The organism is Lentzea sp. CA-135723 (assembly GCF_050936595.1).
GTDB lineage: Bacteria > Actinomycetota > Actinomycetes > Mycobacteriales > Pseudonocardiaceae > Lentzea.
In genome coordinates this window covers 5465796-5484521 of sequence record NZ_JBNJMK010000001.1, presented here as the reverse complement: position 1 = coordinate 5484521, position 18726 = coordinate 5465796, and the positions used below count along the sequence as shown (strand labels likewise).

Here is an 18726-nt window from a genome sequence, read left to right as displayed (position 1 = left end):
GGCCGACGCTGGGCAACACTGGCGGGCCTGGGAACCGGGTTTGGAAGAGAGCGGGACGGCGAGTGGCTGGATCGACACGGACGAGAAAGAGCAGCGGAGGCGCGGGCAGCACCCGACGACTGGTGATCGTCGAGTCGCCCACGAAGGCGCGCAAGATCGCCTCGTACCTCGGCAGCAACTTCGTCGTGGAGTCCTCCAGGGGACACATCCGCGACCTTCCGCGCGGTGCCGCCGACGTCCCCGCGAAGTTCAAGGGCCAGGCCTGGGCCAGGCTCGGCGTGGACGTCGACCACGACTTCGAACCCCTCTACGTGGTCTCCGCCGACAAGAAGTCGCTGGTCACCGAGCTCAAGGAAGCGTTGAAGGACGTCGACGAGCTCTACCTCGCGACAGACGGTGACCGCGAGGGTGAGGCCATCGCCTGGCACCTCCTCGAGACCCTGAAGCCGAAGATCCCGGTCCGCCGGATGGTGTTCCACGAGATCACCGAGTCCGCGATCCAGGCCGCCGCCGCGAACCCCCGCGACCTCGACCAGGACCTGGTCGACGCGCAGGAGACCCGCCGCATCCTCGACCGCCTCTACGGCTACGAGGTCAGCCCGGTGCTGTGGAAGAAGGTCATGCCGAAGCTCTCGGCAGGCCGCGTGCAGTCCGTGGCGACGCGTCTGGTCGTGGAGCGCGAACGCGAGCGGATGAAGTTCGTCTCCGCGAGCTACTGGGACATCTCCGCGCAGATGGACGCCGGTGCGGACGCCACGCCGCGTCAGTTCGGCGCGCGTCTCGTGGCCGTCGACGGTACGAGGCTCGCCACGGGCCGCGACTTCGGTTCGGACGGCAAGCTCACCGGCAAGGCCGACGTGACCGTGCTGGACGAGCAGCAGGCCCGCGCCATCGCGGCCGGGCTGCAGAACGCGCCGGTCAAGGTCTCCTCGGTCGAGGAGAAGCCGTACACCCGCAAGCCGTACGCGCCGTTCATGACCTCGACGCTGCAGCAGGAGGCGGGCCGCAAGCTGCGGTTCTCCGCCGACCGCACGATGCGCACGGCGCAGAAGCTGTACGAGAACGGCTACATCACCTACATGCGCACCGACAGCACCACGCTGTCGGAGACCGCGATCAACGCGGCCCGCACGCAGGCCACGGACCTGTACGGCGCGCAGTACGTCGCCGACAAGCCGCGCCAGTACACCCGCAAGGTCAAGAACGCGCAGGAGGCCCACGAGGCCATCAGGCCGGCGGGAGAGGTCTTCCGCACGCCCGGCCAGGTCGCGGCGGAGCTCGACTCGGACGAGTTCAAGCTCTACGAGATGATCTGGCAGCGCACGATCGCCTCCCAGATGGCCGACGCGCGGGGCAACACGACCTCGATCCGCATCCAGGGGCGTGCCGCGACGGGCCAGGAGGTCACGTTCGCCGCCTCCGGTCGCACGATCACGTTCGCCGGCTTCCTCAAGGCCTACGTCGAGACCGTCGACGCCGAGGCCGGTGGCGAGTCGGACGACGCGGAGTCGCGCCTGCCGCTGCTGGTCAAGGACCAGGACCTGACGATCGCGGAGCTGTCCGCGGACGGGCACACGACCTCGCCGCCGTCGCGCTACACCGAGCCGTCGCTGATCAAGACGATGGAGGAGCTCGGCATCGGCCGTCCCTCCACCTACTCGTCGATCATCAGCACCATCCAGGACCGCGGTTACGTGTGGAAGAAGGGCGCGGCGCTGGTCCCGTCCTGGGTCGCGTTCGCCGTGGTCGGGCTGCTGGAGCAGCACTTCGGCCGGCTGGTCGACTACGACTTCACCGCCGCGCTGGAAGACGAGCTGGACGGCATCGCCGCAGGTCGTCAGGGCCGCACGAACTGGCTGTCCGGGTTCTACTTCGGCGGCAGCATCGGCCCGGACGGCTCGATCGGCCGTTCCGGTGGCCTGAAGAAGCTGGTCGGCACGGGCGTCGAGGACATCGACCCGCGCGAGGTCAACTCGATCCCGCTGTTCAGCGACGACGAGGGCCGCACGGTCGTCGTCCGGGTGGGCCGCTTCGGGCCGTACCTGGAGCGCGAGGTCGACGAGGCCGCGCAGCGCGCGAACCTGCCGGACGACCTGGCGCCGGACGAGCTGACCAGCGAGATCGCCGAGAAGCTCTTCTCGACGCCGCAGGAGGGCCGCTCGCTCGGCACCGACCCGGTCTCGGGCAACGAGATCGTCGCCAAGGAAGGCCGCTTCGGCCCGTACGTGACCGAGGTGCTGCCGGAACCGGCCGAGAACGGGTCCACCCCGAAGTCCAAGGCCAAGGCGCCGAAGCCGCGCACCGGGTCGTTGTTCAAGTCGATGTCGCTGGACACGATCACGATCGACGACGCGCTGAAGCTGCTGTCGCTGCCGCGGGTGGTCGGCAAGGACCCGGAGACGGGTGCCGAGATCACCGCGCAGAACGGCCGCTACGGCCCGTACCTGAAGAAGGGCACGGACTCGCGGTCGCTGACCGACGAGTCGCAGATCTTCACGGTCACGCTGGACGAGGCGCTGAAGATCTACTCGGAGCCGAAGAAGCGCGGTCGCGCGGCCGCCGCACCGCCGTTGCGCGAGATGGGCAACGACCCGGTGTCCGGCAAGCCGATGGTGATCAAGGAGGGCCGGTTCGGCCCGTACGTCACCGACGGCGAGGCGAACGCGTCGCTGCGCAAGACCGACAGCGTCGAGTCGATCACCGACGAGCGCGCGGCCGAGCTGCTGGCCGAGAAGCGCGCCAAGGGGCCGGTCAAGAAGAAGGCCCCCGCCAAGAAGCCGGCGGCGAAGAAGCCCGCCGCGCCGAAGAAGGCTCCGGCCAAGTCCAAGAGCTGATGTCGTAGGGGGTGGCGGTGCCGGCGAACGAGTTCGGACCCGACGGGACTCAGGCCCCGCCGCCTCCCCGGCTGTACCCGGACCCGCTGGCCGGGCTGGTGACGGCGGACACTTACGTCACTCCTCAGTGGACGTCGTTCAGCTCACCTGTGGCGGTGCCGACACCTCCGGCGCCGACCGAGCAGATGCGGCAGGCGATCCACGAGCAGATGCAGCGCGAGCAACGGCGTCCGCGTGGCCGGGCGCCGCGCCCGCAGCACCAGTACGCTCCGCAACAGTTCGCTCCCGCTTACCAGATGCCGGCGCAAGCGCCTGTGCCGCAACGACAACAGCCCGCGCAGCAGACGAGCGGGGTGGCCGCGTTCATCGGCTGCCTGGTCGTCGTCGGGTTCTTCGTGCTGGTCCTGGTCAGCATCCTCGGAGCGATCTTCAGCTAGCCGTGTCCCGAGTCCGCGTTTTCGACTCACCACATCCGGTTACGCTGATCGCACGGGAGTGGCGATTTAGGGGTGACGGAAATTCAGGACGCGGACACACCGGCGACCGAGGCAGGCCAGGCAGGGCAGGCCCAGTCCAGCGTGTCCACGGTTCACCGGCTTCGATCGGTACTCGCCATCCGGCCGTTCCGGCGGCTCTGGCTCGTCACCTACCTGTGCAGCGTTGGTGACTGGCTGTCACTGCTCGCGTTGACCGGTCTGGTCTCCACGATGATGAAGAGCTACGAGTGGCAGTCGTTCGCGCTGCCGCTGGTCGTGCTGACCCAGCTGCTGCCGGGCATCCTCTTCGCGCCGATCGGCGGCGTGCTCGCGGACAAGTTCGACCGCCGCAAGGTCATGGTGGTCTGCGACGTCCTGCGCGGGTCGCTGTTCATCTCGATCGCGCTGGTCGGCTCGCCGATCTGGCTCTTCGTCGCGAACTTCCTGGTCGGCTGCTGCGCGATGCTGTGGATCCCGGCCAAGGAGTCGGCGGTCCCGAACCTGCTGCGCCGCCCCGACCAGGTGGAGTCGGCGAACCAGCTCGGCCTGGTGATGACCTACGGCATCTCCACGATCAGCGGTTTCGGCCTGTACTCGCTGATCTCGGGCATCCCCGCGTACCTGAACCTGCAGGGCGGGAACCTGGAGTTCAACATCGCGACGATCGCGGTGGTGATCAACGGCCTGCTGTACTTCACCTCGGCGATCCTGGTCGCGACCCGCCTGCCGGAGCTGTCCGGCCGCGTGTCCTCGACCCGCAGGAAGGGTGACGAGGACAAGCCGGGGTTCGTCGCGATGTTCCGCGAGGGCCTGAAGTTCGCCGGCAAGACACCGCTGGTCCGCGGCCTGCTCATCGGCATGATCGGCGCGTTCGCCGCGGCCGGCGCCGTGATCGGCACGGCCAAGCTCTACGCGTTGTCGCTGCTGGGCGGCGCCTCGACGTTCGGCCTGCTGTTCGTGGCCGTGTTCCTCGGGCTCGCGGTCGGCATGGCCACGGCACCGCGGCTGGCGCAGCGGCTCGCCTACAACCGCCTGTTCGGCGTCACGATCGTGCTCGCCGGCATCTCGCTCGCGCTGGTCGCGCTCGCCCCGCACCTGTGGATCGCGCTGCTGACGGTGGCGCTGGTCGGCGCGTGCGCGGGCGTGGCGTTCCTGACCGGCCTCACGATCGTCGGCTCGCAGGTCCAGGACGACATGCGCGGCCGCACGGTCGCGTTGATCCAGACGTTGCTGAAGGTCGTGCTGTTCGGCGCCTCGGGTGGCGCGCCGCTGCTGCTGACGTTGCTGCAGAAGCAGCAGATCAGCGTGTTCGGCCACCCGATGGAGGTCGACGCGAGCCGTCCGGTGATGCTCGGCGGCGCCGTGATCGCGATCGTGCTCGGGCTCGTCGCGTACCGGCAGATGGACGACCGGCGCGAGGAGCCGGTGCTCTCGTCGTTGTTCGCGGCGATCCGGGGCAGGCGGCACACCACGGGCATGCTGATCGCGGTCGAGGGCGACACCCGCGAGGACACGTCGGTGCAGGCCAGGCGCCTGGCCGCCGCGTTGCGCGCCGAGGGTCTGGACGTGCTGCTGGCCGCCGATCCCGAGCACGACGAACGCCGGTTGCGCACGATGCTGTCGTCGGCAGAACTGGCGGGCGTGCGCGCGCAGGCCCTCGTGGCTGCCGCCGTCCGCGCCGACGTCGTCGAACGGCAGGTGCGTCCCGCGCTGGACTCGGGCTCGGTCGTGGTGATGGAGCGGTACGTCGACTCGCCGCTGGCGCACTTCACGGCCACGAGCACGCTGGAACACCAGGAGCTCGAAGGCCTGGTCGACTGGGCCACCGGCAGGCTGCGCCCCGACCTGACGATCCTGCTGGACCGCCCGGTGGTGGACGGCAAGGGCATCGGCCCCGAGCACCACTGGCGCGTGCAGCGGCTGCTGAGCGAGATGGCCGCCTCCGACCCCGACCGGTACCTGGTGGTCGAGGCGGACGGTGACACCGACGAGGTGGCCGACCGGGTGCGCGCCGCCGTGGTGCCGTTGCTCGCCGGTCGCAGGCGCGCGGTCCCCGAAGCCGCGGTCTGACCCGCCGCTGGAAGACTGCACTCATGAGCGTGTGGCACGAGGTGGTCGGCCAGCCCGACGCGGTGGCGACCCTGTCGGCGTCCGCGGAGGCAGCGGCCACGATCGTCTCCGGCGGCACCCCCGCACCGGGCGTGATGACGCACGCCTGGCTCTTCACCGGCCCGCCCGGCTCCGGCCGTTCGTCGACCGCCCGCGCCTTCGCGGCCGCGTTGCAGTGCGTGGTGACCGACGACCGCCCCGGCTGCGGCGAGTGCACCGGCTGCCGCACGACGTTGCACGGCACCCACGCCGACGTGCGCGTCGTCGCCCCGGAAGGCCTCTCGATCTCCGTCGCCGAGATGCGGTCGCTGGTGCAGATCTCGGCCCGCCGCCCCACCTCCGGCCGCTGGCAGGTCGTGATCATCGAGGACGCCGACAGGCTGACGGAGGGCGCCGCGAACGCCCTGCTCAAGGCCGTCGAGGAACCGCCGGAGCGCACCGTCTTCCTGCTCTGCGCTCCGTCCGACCACCCGGACGACGTGTCGGTGACCATCCGTTCCCGCTGCCGCCTGGTGTCGCTGGGCTCACCGCGACCCGCCGCCATCGCCTCGGCCCTGGAGGACGTCGACGGCGTCTCGCCCGAGATGGCCCAGTGGGCGGCCTCGGTCTGCGGCGGGCACGTGGGCCGTGCTCGTCGCCTGGCCTCGGACGCGCAGTCGCGCTCCCGCCGCGAGGCCGTGCTGCGGATCCCCCTGGCGTTGCGCCGCCCCGCCGACGTCTTCACCTGCGCCGACGAGCTGATCAAGGCCGCGGAGGACGACGCCTCCACCGCCAACGAGGCCCGCAACGAGGCCGAGCGCGAGGCCCTGGAGACCGCGATGGGCGCCGGCGGCACCGGCAAGGGCACCGCCGCCGCCACCCGAGGCGCCAAGGGAGCGCTGAAGGACCTGGAGAAACGCCAGAAGTCCCGCGCCACCCGCACCCAGCGCGACTCGCTCGACATGGCCCTGGTCGACCTGGCCGGGTTCTACCGCGACGCCCTGGTCGTGCGCACCGGCTCCGAGGCGGCCCTGATGCACCCGGACCGCTCGGCCGACTCGCGCACGGCCGCAGCCCAGTGGACGCCGGAGTCGATCCTGCGCCGGCTGGAAGCCGTGCTGGCGTGCCGCGAGGCGATCGAGGTCAACGTGAAGCCGCGGATCGCCGTCGAGGCAATGGTCACCACCCTGCACCGTGGCTGACTTCGGCGTGACCGTGACACCGGAGACGGCCGCGCGCCTGCGACCGGACCTGGAACGGCTGATCGCGGAGTTCCGCGCGCTGGCGCACCTGCTGGTGGACGCGCTGCCGGACCCCGACGAGTCCGACGAGGTGCCGGACTCCGTCGAGGTCGCCGGGCGGACGTGGTGGATCCACCACCACGACCCGCACTACCTGTGCGAGGACGACGACGGCGTGACCGTCGAGGCGCACGTCTACGACCCGGACCTGCTCGATCCGTGGTTCCTGCTGCTGTACGCGAAGTCCGTCACGGGACACGAGGCCGTCGTGGAGGCGTGCCCGGCGGGGTTCCACGACATCGCGCGCCTGCTCGACCTGCTGCCGGACCTCTCAGCTCCACCCCAGCGCGGCTGACACCTCGTCCGCCGCCCGCAGCACCCGCGGCCCGAGCGCGATCAGCTCGGGCAGCGAGTGCTCCAGTGCGAGCGAGGACGCCGACAGCCCGCCGATCACCGTGCCCGCGTGGTCGCGGACCGCGGCGCCGACGCAGCGCACGCCCACCTCGTTCTCCTCGTCGTCCAGCGCGAAGCGGGACCGGCGGACCCGCGTGAGCTGCGCCTTCAGCCTGGGGGAGGAGGTGATCGTGTGCGGGGTGCGGCCGGGGAGGCCGGTTCGCGAGAGGTAGGCGTCCAGGTCGGACTCCGGGAGCGAGGCCAGCACCGCTTTGCCGATGGCGGTGCCGTGGGCGGGCAGGGACGTGCCCAGCCGTGACGCCATGCGGTACGGCTTGTCGGCCTCGATCTTGTCCACGTAGACCAGTTCGTCGCCGAACAGCACGGCCAGGTGCACGGTGCAGCGCGTCGACCGCTGCAGTGCGCGCAGGGCCGGTCGTGCCCGCTCGACCGTGTCCACCGGCCGCAGCACCTTGCCCGCGATGTCGGTGATGCGCGGGTGGTCGGCCAGGGCCTCCAGCGCGGCGAGCGTCTTCTCGACGGCGGTGTCGGTCATCTCGCCAGCCAGCCTCCGTCCACGACCAGAACGTGTCCGGTCACATAATCGGACGCGGCGCTGGAAAGGAACACCGCCGGGCCCACCAGATCTTCCGGCGTGCCCCAGCGGCCTGCCGGGATGCGGGTTCTGATCGCGGGCTCGCGGTCGGGGTCGGCACGCAGAGGTGCGGTGTTGTCCGTCGCGATGTAACCCGGTGCGATGGCGTTGACCTGCACGTTCGACTCCGCCCACTCGTTCGCGAGCAGCTTGGTCATGCCGACCAGGGCGTGCTTCGAGGCGGTGTAGGCGGAGACGAGGATGCCGCCCTGGAACGACAGCATCGAAGCGATGTTGACGACCTTGCCGCCGCCGTTCGCGATCATCCGCCGCCCGCAGAGCTTCGAGATCTCGAACGCCGAGTCGAGGTTGACCGCCATGATCCGCTGCCAGTCGGCCAGCGAGACGTCGACGGCGGCGCCCCGGTGGATCGTGCCGGCGTTGTTGACCACGATGTCGACGCGGTGCTCTTCCAGGACCGGGGCGAGCGCCGGTTCGACGGACCGCGGTTCGGCGAGGTCGATCGAGACCGTGGCGAGCGCCGGTGCCACGTCGGACAGGTCGCCACGGCCGACGAGGACTAGTTGCGCGCCCGCCTCGTGCAGACCGCGTGCGATGGCACGGCCGATGCCCGTGCGTGCGCCCGTCACGAGCGCTGTCCTGCCTTCCAGCGAGAAGCTCATCGCAGCTCCGTCACGGCGACCTGGTCCATGTCGTCGTAGGCCTGGTTCTCGCCACCCATGGCCCAGACGAACGTGTACGCGTGCGTGCCCGCTCCACTGTGGACGGACCAGGACGGCGAGATCACCGCTTCTTCGTTGCGCACCACGATGTTCCGCGTGTTCTGCGGTTCGCCGCACAGGTGGATGACGCGGTGGTCCTCCGGCAGGTCGAAGTAGAGGTAGCACTCGGTGCGCCGGTCGTGGGTGTGCGGCGGCATGGTGTTCCAGACGCTGCCCGGCTTCAGCGACGTCACGCCGAGCACCAGCTGCGACGAGCGGATGCCGTCCGCGTGCACGAACTTGCGGATCTCACGCGCGTTCGCGGTGCTCTGGTCGCCCGCGTTCATCACCTCGACCTCGTCGTAACGCGCGACGGCCGTGGGGTGCGGCGCGTGCGAGGGCGTGGAGAACAGGTAGAAGCGGGTGTCCTCGCCGGACGCGTGGAACTCGACGTCCTGCGCGCCCTGTCCGATGTAGAGGCAGTCCCGCGTGCCGAGCTCGTGCTCCGTGCCGTCCGCGGTGACCGTCCCGGTGCCGCGGACGGCGACCACGGCGAGCTCGCGCCGTTCGAGGAAGTACCGCGACCGCAAGGGGGAAGCGCTTTCCAGCCTCAGCGGCTCGCCCGGTTTCGGCGTCGCTCCGCCCAGGACGATGCGGTCCTCGTGCGTGTAGACGGTCCGGACCTCACCCGGTGCGAAGAGGTCGTCGACGAGGTAGTGCTGCCGCAGTCCGTCCGTGTCGAGGCCCGGTAGCTGGGCAGGGTGGGTCGAGTGCCTGATCTGCATCGAGGCGTGCCTTCCGATCTGGCGGCGGAATGGCTATCCGCATGGAACTACGTTCCGCCGGCCAGAACAACCTCACTGTCCGTCAGGTGGGACGGACGCCTTGGTCCGCCGCCTGGACGGCAGCGCCGCGAAGACCACGACACCCGCGAGCAGCAACGCCGTTCCGGTCCAGAACAACGGGATCGAGTTGTACGCGGCGTTCGTGTAGGCCAGCGGCGGCGCGCCCTTCGGCGGGGCGGCCGGCGCCCCCGGCTGCTGCGGCACGGTCGTCTGCGGCGGCTGCGACGTCCCGCAGATCACGCCACCCTGCGGTGCCGCGGCCCGCACGATCTGCTCGCCCAGCGAGATCTGCGCGAGCGCCGTGGGCAGGTTCGGCAGCTTCAGCTTGTCCGTCGGCAGCAGCTGCACGTCGAGCATCCGCGCCGTGGCGCCGAGCTGGAACCCGCTGAACCCGTTGCCGGAGAACGCCGCCTTCTTCTCGGTGAGCCCGGCGATCTGCAGCTTGATGACGACCAGGTCCAGCAACAACGGGATGTCCAGCGTCGGGTGCGCGGCGTCGAGCGTGCCGAGCTCCTTGCCGTTCTGGCTGACCTTCAGCACCGGCGCGGAGTACGTGATCTTCGACGTCTGCTCGTCCCCGGTCGACGTGGCCGTGAGCGTCGGCGGCGTGGCCACGTCGATCTTGACGCCACCGGCCAGCTCCACGCTGACCGCGCGCATCGTCGACGTCGACTCGACCGCCTTGTTCCTGCTGCCGGGCAGATCGACGAGCTTGACGACCGAGTTGGCCTCGAACGTGTCCGGAATGCTGATCAGACTCGTCTTCACCGGCAACGGCACCTCGGCCGGCAACGCGCTGAGCACCTCCAGCCCCGCCAACGACGTCTTGGCCGTGGCCAGCGGACTCACGCACGGCCCGACCTTCTCGTCCCACCGGGCCTGCACGCTGCCGTTCAACGCCCTGAGCTTCGCGAGCGGCGTCTCCGGAATCGGCAGCCCGCCGTTGGTCGGCTGAGGGTTGTCCGGAATCGCCGTCTGCACCAACGTCCCCGGCGTCTGCGGCGCCCGCCCGGCCACCGCGAACCCGAACGGGTTGGCCTGCGTCACCACCCGCTCCGTCGCGAGGAACGCCTCGGTGTTGACCTGCGCACTCGCGAGCCCCAACCCGAACTCGGTCACCGACTGCTTCGGCAGCTGGTCCCCGAACCCGGGCAGGATCGTGCTGGTGGGAACCCCCTGCGGCCCGAGCCGCAGCACGCTCAACCCGGTCCCCGCGTCCCCGACCGCGTGCGCGAGCGGCTGGGGCCCGTTCGGCGCCGACGCCGGTGGCTGGTTGGGATCGCGCGGCCCCGGCACCGGAGTGGTCGGAGGCTGCGCGAGCGCGGGCATCGCGACGAGCGCGAGCAGCAACCCGGCCAGCGGCACGGACAACGAACGGCGCATGGACCACTCCTCGGCGGTGGGGAGGTGGTGACCTCGGTCACTGTCCGTACAACGAGGGGGACCCCCGTGAGTAACGCGCTTGCGGGTCGGTTATAGTTATCGCGTCTCGCCGCCTTAGCTCAGTCGGCCAGAGCGGCTCACTCGTAATGAGCAGGTCATCGGTTCGATTCCGATAGGCGGCTCGGTGAGACGGAAGGGCCAGGTCACTCGCTGACCTGGCCCTTCCGCATTTCCCATCGAGGCCAACGCGGCACTGCGGACTTCGTTCAGCCGCACGTCGTGAGGGCCTGCTCCAGCGCCGAACGTTCCGCCGGCGCCACCGAAAGCCCGTAAGCCGCCTTCACCGTCACGTACATCCGCCCGTACGAACACGCGTATCCGGCGGCAGGCGGCATCCACTCGTCGGGCGTCTTGTCGCCCTTCGACTGGTTCACCTTTCCTTCCACCGCCACCAGGTTCCGCAGGTCGTTCGCCGCCGCCACGCGCTGGTCCGGCGCCCAGGAAGCCGCACCGCTGCGCCACATCTCCGCCAGCGGCACCACGTGGTCGATCTGGATCTTCGACACCGTGGTCACCTGCTTGCCGGTGTACGGGTCGTCGAGGACGCCGGACTGCACGCCGCAGCGGCCTGGCTTGCGCTGCACCTCGGCCAGGTCGCGGGCCAGCACCTGGCTGCGCTGGTCGCAGCCGTCGCCGTCGGTGTCGAACCAGGGCTGACCGAAGACGCACGCCTTGCCGTCGTCGCAGTCGCGCACGTACCCGTCCAACCTCCCCGGTGCGGCAACGGGAAGAGCGGCCAGGGACGTGCGGGCCGCGGGGGCGTCCAGCGTCCCGGCAGGCACTCGGTCCACCTGGGTGGCTGGGGACGACGAGAGGGGGATCGCCGAACAGCCCGTCAGCAGAAGGATCAGCAGCAACCACCGCATGAACGGGAACTACCCGCGGCACTTGGACTTCATGGCCGCCCAACGGCCTAATTCGGCGGACGCCCCGGCGGGGAGGAGCAACGACGTGCGGGCCGCGGACGTCCATCATCGAGGGGCCGACAGCGAGGAGGTGACCTCCCTGGTGTTACGCGTGCGCTATGCCGCGAGTGTCAGACTGCCGCGCATGAAGACCGCCGCGGCGGTGGCCGCGCTGCTCCTGGTGCTCGCGTCCTGCGGTAGCGAGCCCGAGATGCCGCCGCGCGAGAATCCTCCTGCCGGTGGGCAGCTCGACTACCAGCTCGGGGGCGCCTACCAGCCCGACGTGCCGGTGAAGATCGTGGTGCGGGACCGCAGCAAGATCATCGACGGGCGGCGGTACAACATCTGCTACCTCAACGCGTTGCAGACGCAGCCGAACTCGGCCGAGGGCGGGCTCGACTGGTGGCGCAAGAACCACGACGACCTGCTGGTCAAGCGCAACGGCGAGCCGGCGATCGATCCCGAGTGGCAGGAGGGAATTCTCGACATCTCCACCGGCGAGAAGCGGGCGAAGATCCTGGAGATCCAGAAGAAGTGGATCAAGGACTGCAAGACGTCGTTCTTCAAGGGCATCGAGCCGGACAACCTCGACTCGTACCAGCGCTCGCAGGGCGCGTTCGACCTCAACGCCACCAAGGAGTTCATGAAGGCGTTCGTGCGGTACGCGCACGAGCAGGGGCTCGCGGTGGCGCAGAAGAACGCCGCCGAGCTGGGGGACGCGGGGAAGAAGGAGATCGGCTTCGACTTCGCGATCACCGAGGACTGCCAGGTGCAGAACGAGTGCGGCGCCTACGCCAACGCGTTCGGCAACGACTTCTTCCAGATCGAGTACACCGAGGCCGGGTTCAACAAGTCCTGTGCCGATCGCGGCGGCAAGGTGTCGATCATCCGCCGCGACCGGCTCGTCGTGCCGTACGGGCACGAGGACTACGTCTACGAGGTCTGCCCGCCGACGGTCTGAGTCAGGAACGCCTGCCACCGCTCGGCTTCACCGGTGGCGTCGCCGAAGACGTGGTGGCCGAACGCGCTGGTGCCGTGGAAGCGGTAGATGCCGGCAGGGCCGCGCACGCCGAGGAAGTTGTGCAGGTCGTGGCGCACCACGTAGTCCACGACGCCGTGGATCCCGAACGGCCGCAACGTGACCTCGTCGCCGACCTCCGCGTCCAGTGGCACGCCCAAGGCCTCCAACAGGACCGGCCAGTTGTCCGCGCCCTCCGGCTGCTCCGGCCACTGGGCGAAGACGTACGTGCCCGGCTGACCGGGGAAGTGCTCGACGTACTCCGCCAGCGTGAACAGGTACATGTCCCAGCCCTTCGACTGCTGGTCGACGAACTCGTCGCCCCAGCCGTCGGCGAGGATGCCGCTGTGCACGAACCGCAGCACGGTGGTGCCTTGCTCGCGGCCTTCGATCAGGTACTCCATCGCGTGGAACGTGCCGTCCTCGCCCTTGTCGCCCTCGTAGGCGAGGTGCTTGCCGGGCTCCCACGTGGTGATCGTCGATGACTCCTGGAAGAAGCCGAGGTCGAGCGTCATCCGGCCGCCCTCCCTGCCGTCGACCGTGTGCGGGCCCATGAACCACGAGTCGATGCCGGGCCCGGTCGCGATGGCCTCCCAGACCTGCTCCGGGGTCCCCGCGACCTCGACCTCCTTGCTGATCTCGAACCGGTGGGTCACGACTCGTCCTCCTTGGCGACGGCGTTCACGCTCGGGTGCAGGGCGACGACGACTCGGTGCGGACGCCCTCCTTCTGCCTGTTCGTCGTGGTACTTGGCGACGAGCTGCGTCATGAACCCGGCGAGCTCCTCGGCGAACGCCGCGCGGTCGCCCGCGGAGGCGAAGCGGACCTCGCCGTCCAGCGCGAACGTCGCCAGCCGCTTCTTCGCCCTGGTCGCCCCGGTGATCAACGTGCCCACGTCGCGCACCAGCCGTGCCGAGACCGCGAGCAGCCACCGCGCGGACAACCGGTCCGGCGAGCGCGCCGGGTCGGGCTGCACGGCCGCGAGCGCCGTCGGGGAGATGACGTAGGACGCGGCGGTCGCCTGCAGCAGGCGCTCGTTCACGTTGCCCTTGCGCCGTTCCTCGACGAGCTCCACCAGGCCGTGCTGCTCCAGCGTGCGCAGGTGGTAGTTCACCTTCTGCCTCGGCAGGCCGACCTTCGCGGCGAGCATCGTCGCCGATCCCGGCTCTGCCAGCTCCGCGAGCAGTCGCGCTCGCACCGGGTCCAGCGACACCTCGGCCGCGGCCGGGTCCTCGATCACCGCCACTTCGAACATGGATCCAGCGTCACACCGAAAACAAAATTAGTCAAGAACCAATCAACTGTCGGTGACTTTGCTCCACCTGGGTGGCGTTCGAGCCGGTACCGTAAGCGACGTCTCGATTGGTCGTTGCTTGTTCGCAACCCCCTGAGGAGACGACATGACCATGGCGCTGATCCTGACCCTGCTGGCCCTTCCCTTCGCCCTGACCGCGGCCAACGTCGGCAGACGCCGGTGGATCCGCAAGAGGGGCGTCGCGAGGGTGCGCGCCGAGCTCGACGGGTTCCACGCCGAGCTCGCCCGGCAGGGGCTCAGTCACTTCTCCGGTCGCTGAAGCACGTTCTGCGACGGGGAGATCCGGGTGACGACGTCGCCGTAGCGTTCCAGGAGCAGGCCCGTGACGGTCTCCGGAGTGCCGAGCACGCAGAACTCGGCCAGCACCTCGTCCGTGATCAGCTCGCTCATCTCCGCCCACTGCTGCCGCCGTGACATCCGGTGCAGCTCGTCGTGCAGCGCACCCCAGCCGTGCAGGTCCAGCACCGGCTTGTACGCGGGCGTCGACCCGTAGAACGCGATCTGCCGCTTGACGTCGGCGATCTCCTCGTCGCTCGTCGCGGTGAACACCGGGCCGCTGATCTCGAAGCCCTCCAACGACTTCCCCGCCTTGGCACGGCCGCGTTCCAGCGCCGGCAGGGTCACCTCGCGCAGGTACCGCTCGGTCGTGAAGTTGTGGCACAGGAAGCCGTCCGCGACCTCGCCCGCCACCTCGGTCATCCGCTCGCCGACGCCCGCCAGGTAGATCGGCGCCTGGCCGTGCGGGTTCGGGCCGGGGTCGAAGAACGGCGTCATCAGCGTGTGCTTGTAGAACTCGCCGCGGAACGCCAGCCGCTCGCTGGTCTCCCAGGCGTGCCAGATCGCACGCAGGGCCAGCACGAACTCCCGCATGCGCGCCGCCGGCCTGCTCCACGGCATGGCGAACCGCTTGGTGATGTGGGCCTCGATCTGCGAGCCCAGGCCGAGGTTGAACCGGCCGCCCGACAGCAGTTGCAGGTCGTTCGCCGTGGTGGCGACGGTCATCGGGTTGCGCGCGAACGCCACCGCGATCGCCGTGCCGAGCTCGATCCGCTCGGTGGCCGAGGCGGCCCCTGCCAGCGCGAGGAACGGGTCGTGCTTGGTCTCGGCGAGCCAGAACCCGTCGTAGCCGCGGTCCTCTGCCTGCTTCGCGATGTCCCCGGCGCTCGCGGGGCTGTACTCGACGGCGGCCTTGTCCAGCTTCATGCCGCTGAGGTTATTAGCGGTAGCGGGTCGTCTCGCAGGCGATGCCGTTGCGGTTGTCGTCGAGCTCGACCCGGTAGCCCGGCTGGCCCCAGTAGAGCGGCGCGGCACCGGCCCTGCGCACCTCGTCGCAGTTCGCGAAGAAGGTCTGCTTCGGCGTGGTCGGCGTCGTCGTCGGCTTCTTGGTCGTGGTGGTCGTCGGCGGAGGGGCGGGCGGAGGCGGGGGAGTCGAGGTCTCCAGGACGTCCTTGCCGCCGCACGGCGTGCCCCAGAGGCCCATCGGCACGCGCTGGGCGGCGCCCTCGGCCTCCTTCTGGCCCGGCGTGGGGGTCCCGGCGGTGCGTCCGGCGCCGTTGCCCAGCGCGAGCAACGCGTAGTCGGTGCCGTCGGTGAGGGAGAGGACGCCGGTGGTCCGGTCGTAGCGCACCTGCTGGTTCAGCAGCATGCTCTTGGCGAAGCTCGTGGCCGCGTCCGCCCAGCACGCTCCGGGCTGCGCGAGGCCGCTGACCTCGGCTTTCGAGCCGTCGGAGAGCATCACGGACCGGCCGTCGACGATCGACGCCACGCTGATGTCGAGCTGGGCGGGCGGCACCGACGGCGAACTGGACGTCGCCGTCACCGGGTCGTCCAGGGCCGGCTTCTCGACGGCCACCGGCCTCGACTGCTGCACCTGCGCGGCACATCCCGCGGTGAGCAGGACCAGCACGACCCCGCCCACAGTTCTCCACCCCGACATGACCTCGATGGTGCACGCGGGGCGGAGAGCGGCCAAGGTTACGTATTTCGCGGGTTTCGGTTCATTGCGATTTCCAACCGAAATACGGAGATGCCCAGTTCAGCGTGCGGGCTTGAGCGTCCAGACGACGGTCATCTCGCCGGTGGTCACGCCCTCGGCGTTGCTGATCGTGATGGTGACGGGGAACTCGGGCCGCGTGCCGGCCTCCAGCTCGGCCAGGACCTCGTCCGCCGACCGCCCGAGCACGGCCTCCGCGCGCAGCGGGCCCATGGCGATCTTCTTGTAGGAGATCTCCGCGCTGACGGCGAGCGGCGTGGCCTTCGCGAGGTGCGCGGCGAACGCGGCCATCACGACGGCGCCGGACGCGGACTCGCCGAGGCCGAACATCATCGCGGCGTGCGGGCCGCCGATGTGGTTGTGCAGCTCGGGGGTGTCCGGCAGGGACGCCACGATGCGGCTCGCCGACACCTCCTCGAACTCGATGCCGGTCGTCTTCACGTACGGCACTGCCTGCTTCATGGCGTCGGCGATGAACGACACGTCTTGGCTCATGAGACGGATGCTACCGGCGAGTAACCCCGTGGGCTACCCGTCGGTAGCGGCTACCCGGAGCGTGCGTACCACTCCACTGTGGAGTGAGACTTGAAACTCACTTGCGAAACAGTGGACCGGGATGGATGCTTGTAGCGAGCAACTAGTTGGGTGATACAAGCAACGAGGTGTCAGATGGTCGATCCGGGCAGGTGCACAGGCTTCGCCTTCGCCGTCGATCCCGAGCACGAGCTCGCGGACCGAGTAGGTATGGCGATGGTGCGGCTGAACAAGATGCACGCCCAGGTCACGCACCAGATGGCCAAGCAGGGGATGGACAAGTCCGCCTTCGTGCTCCTCGCGACGCTCTCCGGACTCGGGGAATGCCGTTCGAGCGCGCTCGCGGAGGCGGTGCTCTCCGACCCGTCCACGATCAGCCGGCAGGTGGCCGCGCTGGTGAAGGACGGGCTCGTCGAGAGGCGTGCTGACCCGGCGGACGGCCGGGCCAGTGTTCTCGCGGTCACCGAAGCGGGCCGCGAGCTGATCATGAACCGACGCCGGCAGCGCAACGAGGCGATCGAGCAGGTGTTCGCGGACTGGGCCGACGGGGACTTCAAGGGCTTCGCGGATCTGTTCGAACGCTTCGTTCAGGACTACGAGCGCGTTATCCCGGCGCTTTTGACCTACCGCGGGACGGGGCCCCGCGCAGAAGGGGAAGACTAGAAATGTCATCGACAACCGAGGCGACACCCACGCCAGGGGTTTCCCTGTCGCATCGCCAGATCATGACGATCCTGTCGGGTCTGCTGCTGGGCATGTTCCTCGCCGCGCTGGACCAGATGATCGTCGCCAGCGCCATGAAGACCATCGCCGACCAGCTGCACGGACAGACGTTGCAGGCGTGGGCGACCACCGCCTACCTGATCACCGCGACCATCACGACCCCGTTGTACGGCAAGCTGTCGGACATCTACGGGCGCAAGCCGATGTACCTCGCGGCGATCTCGCTGTTCCTCGTCGGCTCGCTGCTCTCGGGCATCGCGACGTCGATGTACGAGCTGGCCGCGTTCCGCGCGGTGCAGGGCCTCGGCGCCGGCGGTCTGATGTCGCTCGCCTTCGCGATCATGGCGGACATCATCTCGCCGCGTGAGCGCAGCAAGTACTCCGCGTACTTCATGGCCGTGTTCGGTTCGGCCAGCGTGCTCGGCCCGGTCATCGGCGGCGTGTTCGCCGGTCTCAGCTCGTTCCTGGGTGTCACCGGCTGGCGCTGGGTGTTCCTGGTCAACGTGCCGATCGCGCTGCTCGCGCTGTTCGTCGTGGCCCGCGTGCTGAACATCCCGCACCAGCGGGTGAACCACCGCATCGACTTCGGTGGCGCCATCGCGCTGACCGTCGGCCTGGTGCCGCTGCTGATCGTGGCCGAGCAGGGCCGCGAGTGGGGCTGGGCGTCGGCGCTGTCGATCTCCATGTACGTGATCGGCGTGCTGGGCCTGGTGGCGTTCGTGTGGGTCGAGAACCGCATGGGCGACGAGGCGCTGCTGCCGATGCGGATGTTCCGCAACCAGACGTTCTCGCTCGGCAACACGATCAACTTCGTGCTCGGCATCGGCATGTTCGGCGGCATGGTCTCCATCCCGCTGTACCTGCAGATCGTCAAGGGCGTCACGCCCACGACGTCGGGTCTGATGCTGCTGCCGATGACGTTCGGCATCATGTCGGCCACCGCGATCGCCGGTCGCGTCACGTCGAAGACCGGCCGCTACAAGATCTTCCCGATCATCGGCGCCGGCCTGATGGCGATCGCGTTGTTCCTGCTCAGCACCATCGGCACGGACACGCCGAGCTGGCTCGTCATGGGCTACATGTTCCTGATGGGCGCGGGCCTCGGCCAGTGCATGCAGACGCTGCTGCTGGCGATCCAGAACGACGCCGAGCCGCGTGACATGGGCGTGGCGACCGCTTCGGCGACGTTCTTCCGCCAGATCGGTGGCACCGTCGGTACCGCGGTGTTCCTGTCGATCCTGTTCAGCACGGTCGGCGACAAGATCGCGGAGGGCCTGAGGGCCGCCGCGCAGACCGACGCCTTCCGCGCCGCCCTGGGCCAGAACCCGGAGTTCGCGAAGATGCTGCAGGGCGGTGGCGGTTCCGGGGTGGACATCAACAACACCGAGTTCCTCAACGGCCTCGACCCGGTGCTCGCCAAGCCGTTCCTCGACGGGTTCTCCGGCGCGATCGACACGGTCTTCATGACCGGCGGCATCGTGATGATCGCCGCGTTCGTCCTCGTGTGGTTCCTGCGCGAGAAGCCGCTGTCGACCAAGTCGGGTCTGGAGCGGGTCGCGGACGCCGAGGCCATCGCGGTCTAGTCGCGCAAACGAAGAAGA

At 69.5% G+C, this 18726-nt stretch carries 19 protein-coding genes and 1 tRNA gene; 10 read left to right on the top strand and 10 right to left on the bottom strand.

Going from position 1 to position 18726, the window contains the following annotated elements; genetic code table 11:
* The first annotated feature begins 62 nt into the window (after positions 1–62).
* From topA to ACQEU1_RS25025, 5 genes are all read left to right on the top strand, one after another.
* Positions 63–2834, top strand: coding sequence for a type I DNA topoisomerase (topA, locus tag ACQEU1_RS25045; RefSeq protein WP_433206300.1), 2772 nt, complete (start codon positions 63–65; stop codon positions 2832–2834).
* A gap of 17 nt (positions 2835–2851) precedes the next feature.
* Positions 2852–3271, top strand: coding sequence for a hypothetical protein (locus tag ACQEU1_RS25040; RefSeq protein ID WP_433206297.1), 420 nt, complete (start codon positions 2852–2854; stop codon positions 3269–3271).
* Positions 3272–3343: 72 nt separating this feature from the next.
* The gene (locus ACQEU1_RS25035) at positions 3344–5380 is read left to right on the top strand and encodes a bifunctional MFS transporter/dTMP kinase (RefSeq protein WP_433206294.1); all 2037 of its coding nucleotides are present in this window, start codon (positions 3344–3346) and stop codon (positions 5378–5380) included.
* A 23-nt stretch (positions 5381–5403) separates the two neighbouring features.
* On the top strand, positions 5404–6600 hold the full coding sequence (locus ACQEU1_RS25030; RefSeq protein WP_433206291.1) for a DNA polymerase III subunit delta': 1197 nt from the start codon (positions 5404–5406) through the stop codon (positions 6598–6600).
* Positions 6593–6994, top strand: a complete 402-nt coding sequence (locus ACQEU1_RS25025) for a hypothetical protein (RefSeq protein WP_433206288.1) — start codon at positions 6593–6595, stop codon at positions 6992–6994. Before ACQEU1_RS25030 ends, ACQEU1_RS25025 begins: the two co-directional genes overlap by 8 nt.
* Here ACQEU1_RS25025 and ACQEU1_RS25020 read toward each other — a convergent pair.
* The 4 genes from ACQEU1_RS25020 to ACQEU1_RS25005 form a co-directional block, all read right to left on the bottom strand.
* A complete protein-coding gene (locus ACQEU1_RS25020; protein ID WP_433206285.1) occupies positions 6971–7588 on the bottom strand; it encodes an IclR family transcriptional regulator in 618 nt (205 codons plus the stop codon). The two genes, ACQEU1_RS25025 and ACQEU1_RS25020, sit on opposite strands and share 24 nt — an antisense overlap.
* Entirely contained in the window at positions 7585–8310 is a 726-nt protein-coding gene (locus tag ACQEU1_RS25015) for an SDR family oxidoreductase (protein WP_433206282.1), read from the bottom strand. The genes ACQEU1_RS25020 and ACQEU1_RS25015 overlap by 4 nt, the downstream gene beginning before the upstream one ends.
* The gene (gene kduI, locus ACQEU1_RS25010; protein ID WP_433206279.1) at positions 8307–9134 is read right to left on the bottom strand and encodes a 5-dehydro-4-deoxy-D-glucuronate isomerase; all 828 of its coding nucleotides are present in this window, start codon (positions 9132–9134) and stop codon (positions 8307–8309) included. The genes ACQEU1_RS25015 and kduI overlap by 4 nt, the downstream gene beginning before the upstream one ends.
* Before the next feature lie 72 nt (positions 9135–9206).
* Positions 9207–10577, bottom strand: coding sequence for a hypothetical protein (locus tag ACQEU1_RS25005; RefSeq protein ID WP_433206276.1), 1371 nt, complete (start codon positions 10575–10577; stop codon positions 9207–9209).
* A 108-nt stretch (positions 10578–10685) separates the two neighbouring features.
* Between ACQEU1_RS25005 and ACQEU1_RS25000 the strand changes: the two genes are divergently transcribed.
* Positions 10686–10759 (top strand) — tRNA-Thr (locus ACQEU1_RS25000).
* 84 nt (positions 10760–10843) lie between these two features.
* Here the strand turns inward: ACQEU1_RS25000 and ACQEU1_RS24995 are convergent.
* Positions 10844–11419, bottom strand: a complete 576-nt coding sequence (locus tag ACQEU1_RS24995) for an HNH endonuclease family protein (protein ID WP_433206273.1) — start codon at positions 11417–11419, stop codon at positions 10844–10846.
* A 268-nt stretch (positions 11420–11687) separates the two neighbouring features.
* Between ACQEU1_RS24995 and ACQEU1_RS24990 the strand changes: the two genes are divergently transcribed.
* On the top strand, positions 11688–12503 hold the full coding sequence (locus ACQEU1_RS24990; RefSeq protein ID WP_433206270.1) for an endo alpha-1,4 polygalactosaminidase: 816 nt from the start codon (positions 11688–11690) through the stop codon (positions 12501–12503).
* On the opposite strand, the gene ACQEU1_RS24985 is transcribed toward ACQEU1_RS24990, so the two are convergent.
* Positions 12476–13216, bottom strand: coding sequence for an SRPBCC family protein (locus ACQEU1_RS24985; RefSeq protein WP_433206267.1), 741 nt, complete (start codon positions 13214–13216; stop codon positions 12476–12478). The two genes, ACQEU1_RS24990 and ACQEU1_RS24985, sit on opposite strands and share 28 nt — an antisense overlap.
* The gene (locus ACQEU1_RS24980; RefSeq protein WP_433206259.1) at positions 13213–13815 is read right to left on the bottom strand and encodes an ArsR/SmtB family transcription factor; all 603 of its coding nucleotides are present in this window, start codon (positions 13813–13815) and stop codon (positions 13213–13215) included. Before ACQEU1_RS24980 ends, ACQEU1_RS24985 begins: the two co-directional genes overlap by 4 nt.
* 145 nt (positions 13816–13960) lie before the next feature.
* Here ACQEU1_RS24980 and ACQEU1_RS24975 point away from each other — a divergent pair, with 145 nt between their 5' ends.
* A complete protein-coding gene (locus ACQEU1_RS24975) occupies positions 13961–14134 on the top strand; it encodes a hypothetical protein (protein WP_433206256.1) in 174 nt (57 codons plus the stop codon).
* On the opposite strand, the gene ACQEU1_RS24970 is transcribed toward ACQEU1_RS24975, so the two are convergent.
* The 3 genes from ACQEU1_RS24970 to ACQEU1_RS24960 form a co-directional block, all read right to left on the bottom strand.
* A complete protein-coding gene (locus ACQEU1_RS24970) occupies positions 14116–15078 on the bottom strand; it encodes a TIGR03617 family F420-dependent LLM class oxidoreductase (RefSeq protein WP_433206253.1) in 963 nt (320 codons plus the stop codon). The two genes, ACQEU1_RS24975 and ACQEU1_RS24970, sit on opposite strands and share 19 nt — an antisense overlap.
* Before the next feature lie 13 nt (positions 15079–15091).
* A complete protein-coding gene (locus ACQEU1_RS24965) occupies positions 15092–15811 on the bottom strand; it encodes an excalibur calcium-binding domain-containing protein (RefSeq protein WP_433206250.1) in 720 nt (239 codons plus the stop codon).
* Positions 15812–15910: 99 nt separating this feature from the next.
* Positions 15911–16363, bottom strand: coding sequence for a DUF4442 domain-containing protein (locus tag ACQEU1_RS24960; protein ID WP_382443127.1), 453 nt, complete (start codon positions 16361–16363; stop codon positions 15911–15913).
* 249 nt (positions 16364–16612) lie between these two features.
* On the opposite strand from ACQEU1_RS24960, the gene ACQEU1_RS24955 reads away from it, so the two are divergent.
* Together ACQEU1_RS24955 and ACQEU1_RS24950 are read left to right on the top strand one after the other, a co-directional pair.
* The gene (locus tag ACQEU1_RS24955; protein WP_433206246.1) at positions 16613–17065 is read left to right on the top strand and encodes a MarR family winged helix-turn-helix transcriptional regulator; all 453 of its coding nucleotides are present in this window, start codon (positions 16613–16615) and stop codon (positions 17063–17065) included.
* A 2-nt stretch (positions 17066–17067) separates the two neighbouring features.
* Positions 17068–18708, top strand: a complete 1641-nt coding sequence (locus ACQEU1_RS24950) for an MDR family MFS transporter (protein WP_433206243.1) — start codon at positions 17068–17070, stop codon at positions 18706–18708.
* The last annotated feature ends 18 nt before the right edge of the window (positions 18709–18726 follow it).

What these genes read in the sequence shown, in the direction of transcription:
- ACQEU1_RS25030 (WP_433206291.1), top strand. Translation starts at nt 5,404, where the DNA reads ATGAGCGTGTGGCACGAGGTGGTCGGCCAGCCCGACGCGGTGGCGACC.
- ACQEU1_RS25020 (WP_433206285.1), bottom strand. Translation starts at nt 7,588, where the DNA reads ATGACCGACACCGCCGTCGAGAAGACGCTCGCCGCGCTGGAGGCCCTG.
- ACQEU1_RS25015 (WP_433206282.1), bottom strand. Translation starts at nt 8,310, where the DNA reads ATGAGCTTCTCGCTGGAAGGCAGGACAGCGCTCGTGACGGGCGCACGC.
- kduI (WP_433206279.1), bottom strand. Translation starts at nt 9,134, where the DNA reads ATGCAGATCAGGCACTCGACCCACCCTGCCCAGCTACCGGGCCTCGAC.
- ACQEU1_RS25005 (WP_433206276.1), bottom strand. Translation starts at nt 10,577, where the DNA reads ATGCGCCGTTCGTTGTCCGTGCCGCTGGCCGGGTTGCTGCTCGCGCTC.
- ACQEU1_RS24990 (WP_433206270.1), top strand. Translation starts at nt 11,688, where the DNA reads ATGAAGACCGCCGCGGCGGTGGCCGCGCTGCTCCTGGTGCTCGCGTCC.
- ACQEU1_RS24980 (WP_433206259.1), bottom strand. Translation starts at nt 13,815, where the DNA reads ATGTTCGAAGTGGCGGTGATCGAGGACCCGGCCGCGGCCGAGGTGTCG.
- ACQEU1_RS24975 (WP_433206256.1), top strand. Translation starts at nt 13,961, where the DNA reads ATGACCATGGCGCTGATCCTGACCCTGCTGGCCCTTCCCTTCGCCCTG.
- ACQEU1_RS24970 (WP_433206253.1), bottom strand. Translation starts at nt 15,078, where the DNA reads ATGAAGCTGGACAAGGCCGCCGTCGAGTACAGCCCCGCGAGCGCCGGG.
- ACQEU1_RS24965 (WP_433206250.1), bottom strand. Translation starts at nt 15,811, where the DNA reads ATGTCGGGGTGGAGAACTGTGGGCGGGGTCGTGCTGGTCCTGCTCACC.
- ACQEU1_RS24960 (WP_382443127.1), bottom strand. Translation starts at nt 16,363, where the DNA reads ATGAGCCAAGACGTGTCGTTCATCGCCGACGCCATGAAGCAGGCAGTG.
- ACQEU1_RS24955 (WP_433206246.1), top strand. Translation starts at nt 16,613, where the DNA reads ATGGCGATGGTGCGGCTGAACAAGATGCACGCCCAGGTCACGCACCAG.
- ACQEU1_RS24950 (WP_433206243.1), top strand. Translation starts at nt 17,068, where the DNA reads ATGTCATCGACAACCGAGGCGACACCCACGCCAGGGGTTTCCCTGTCG.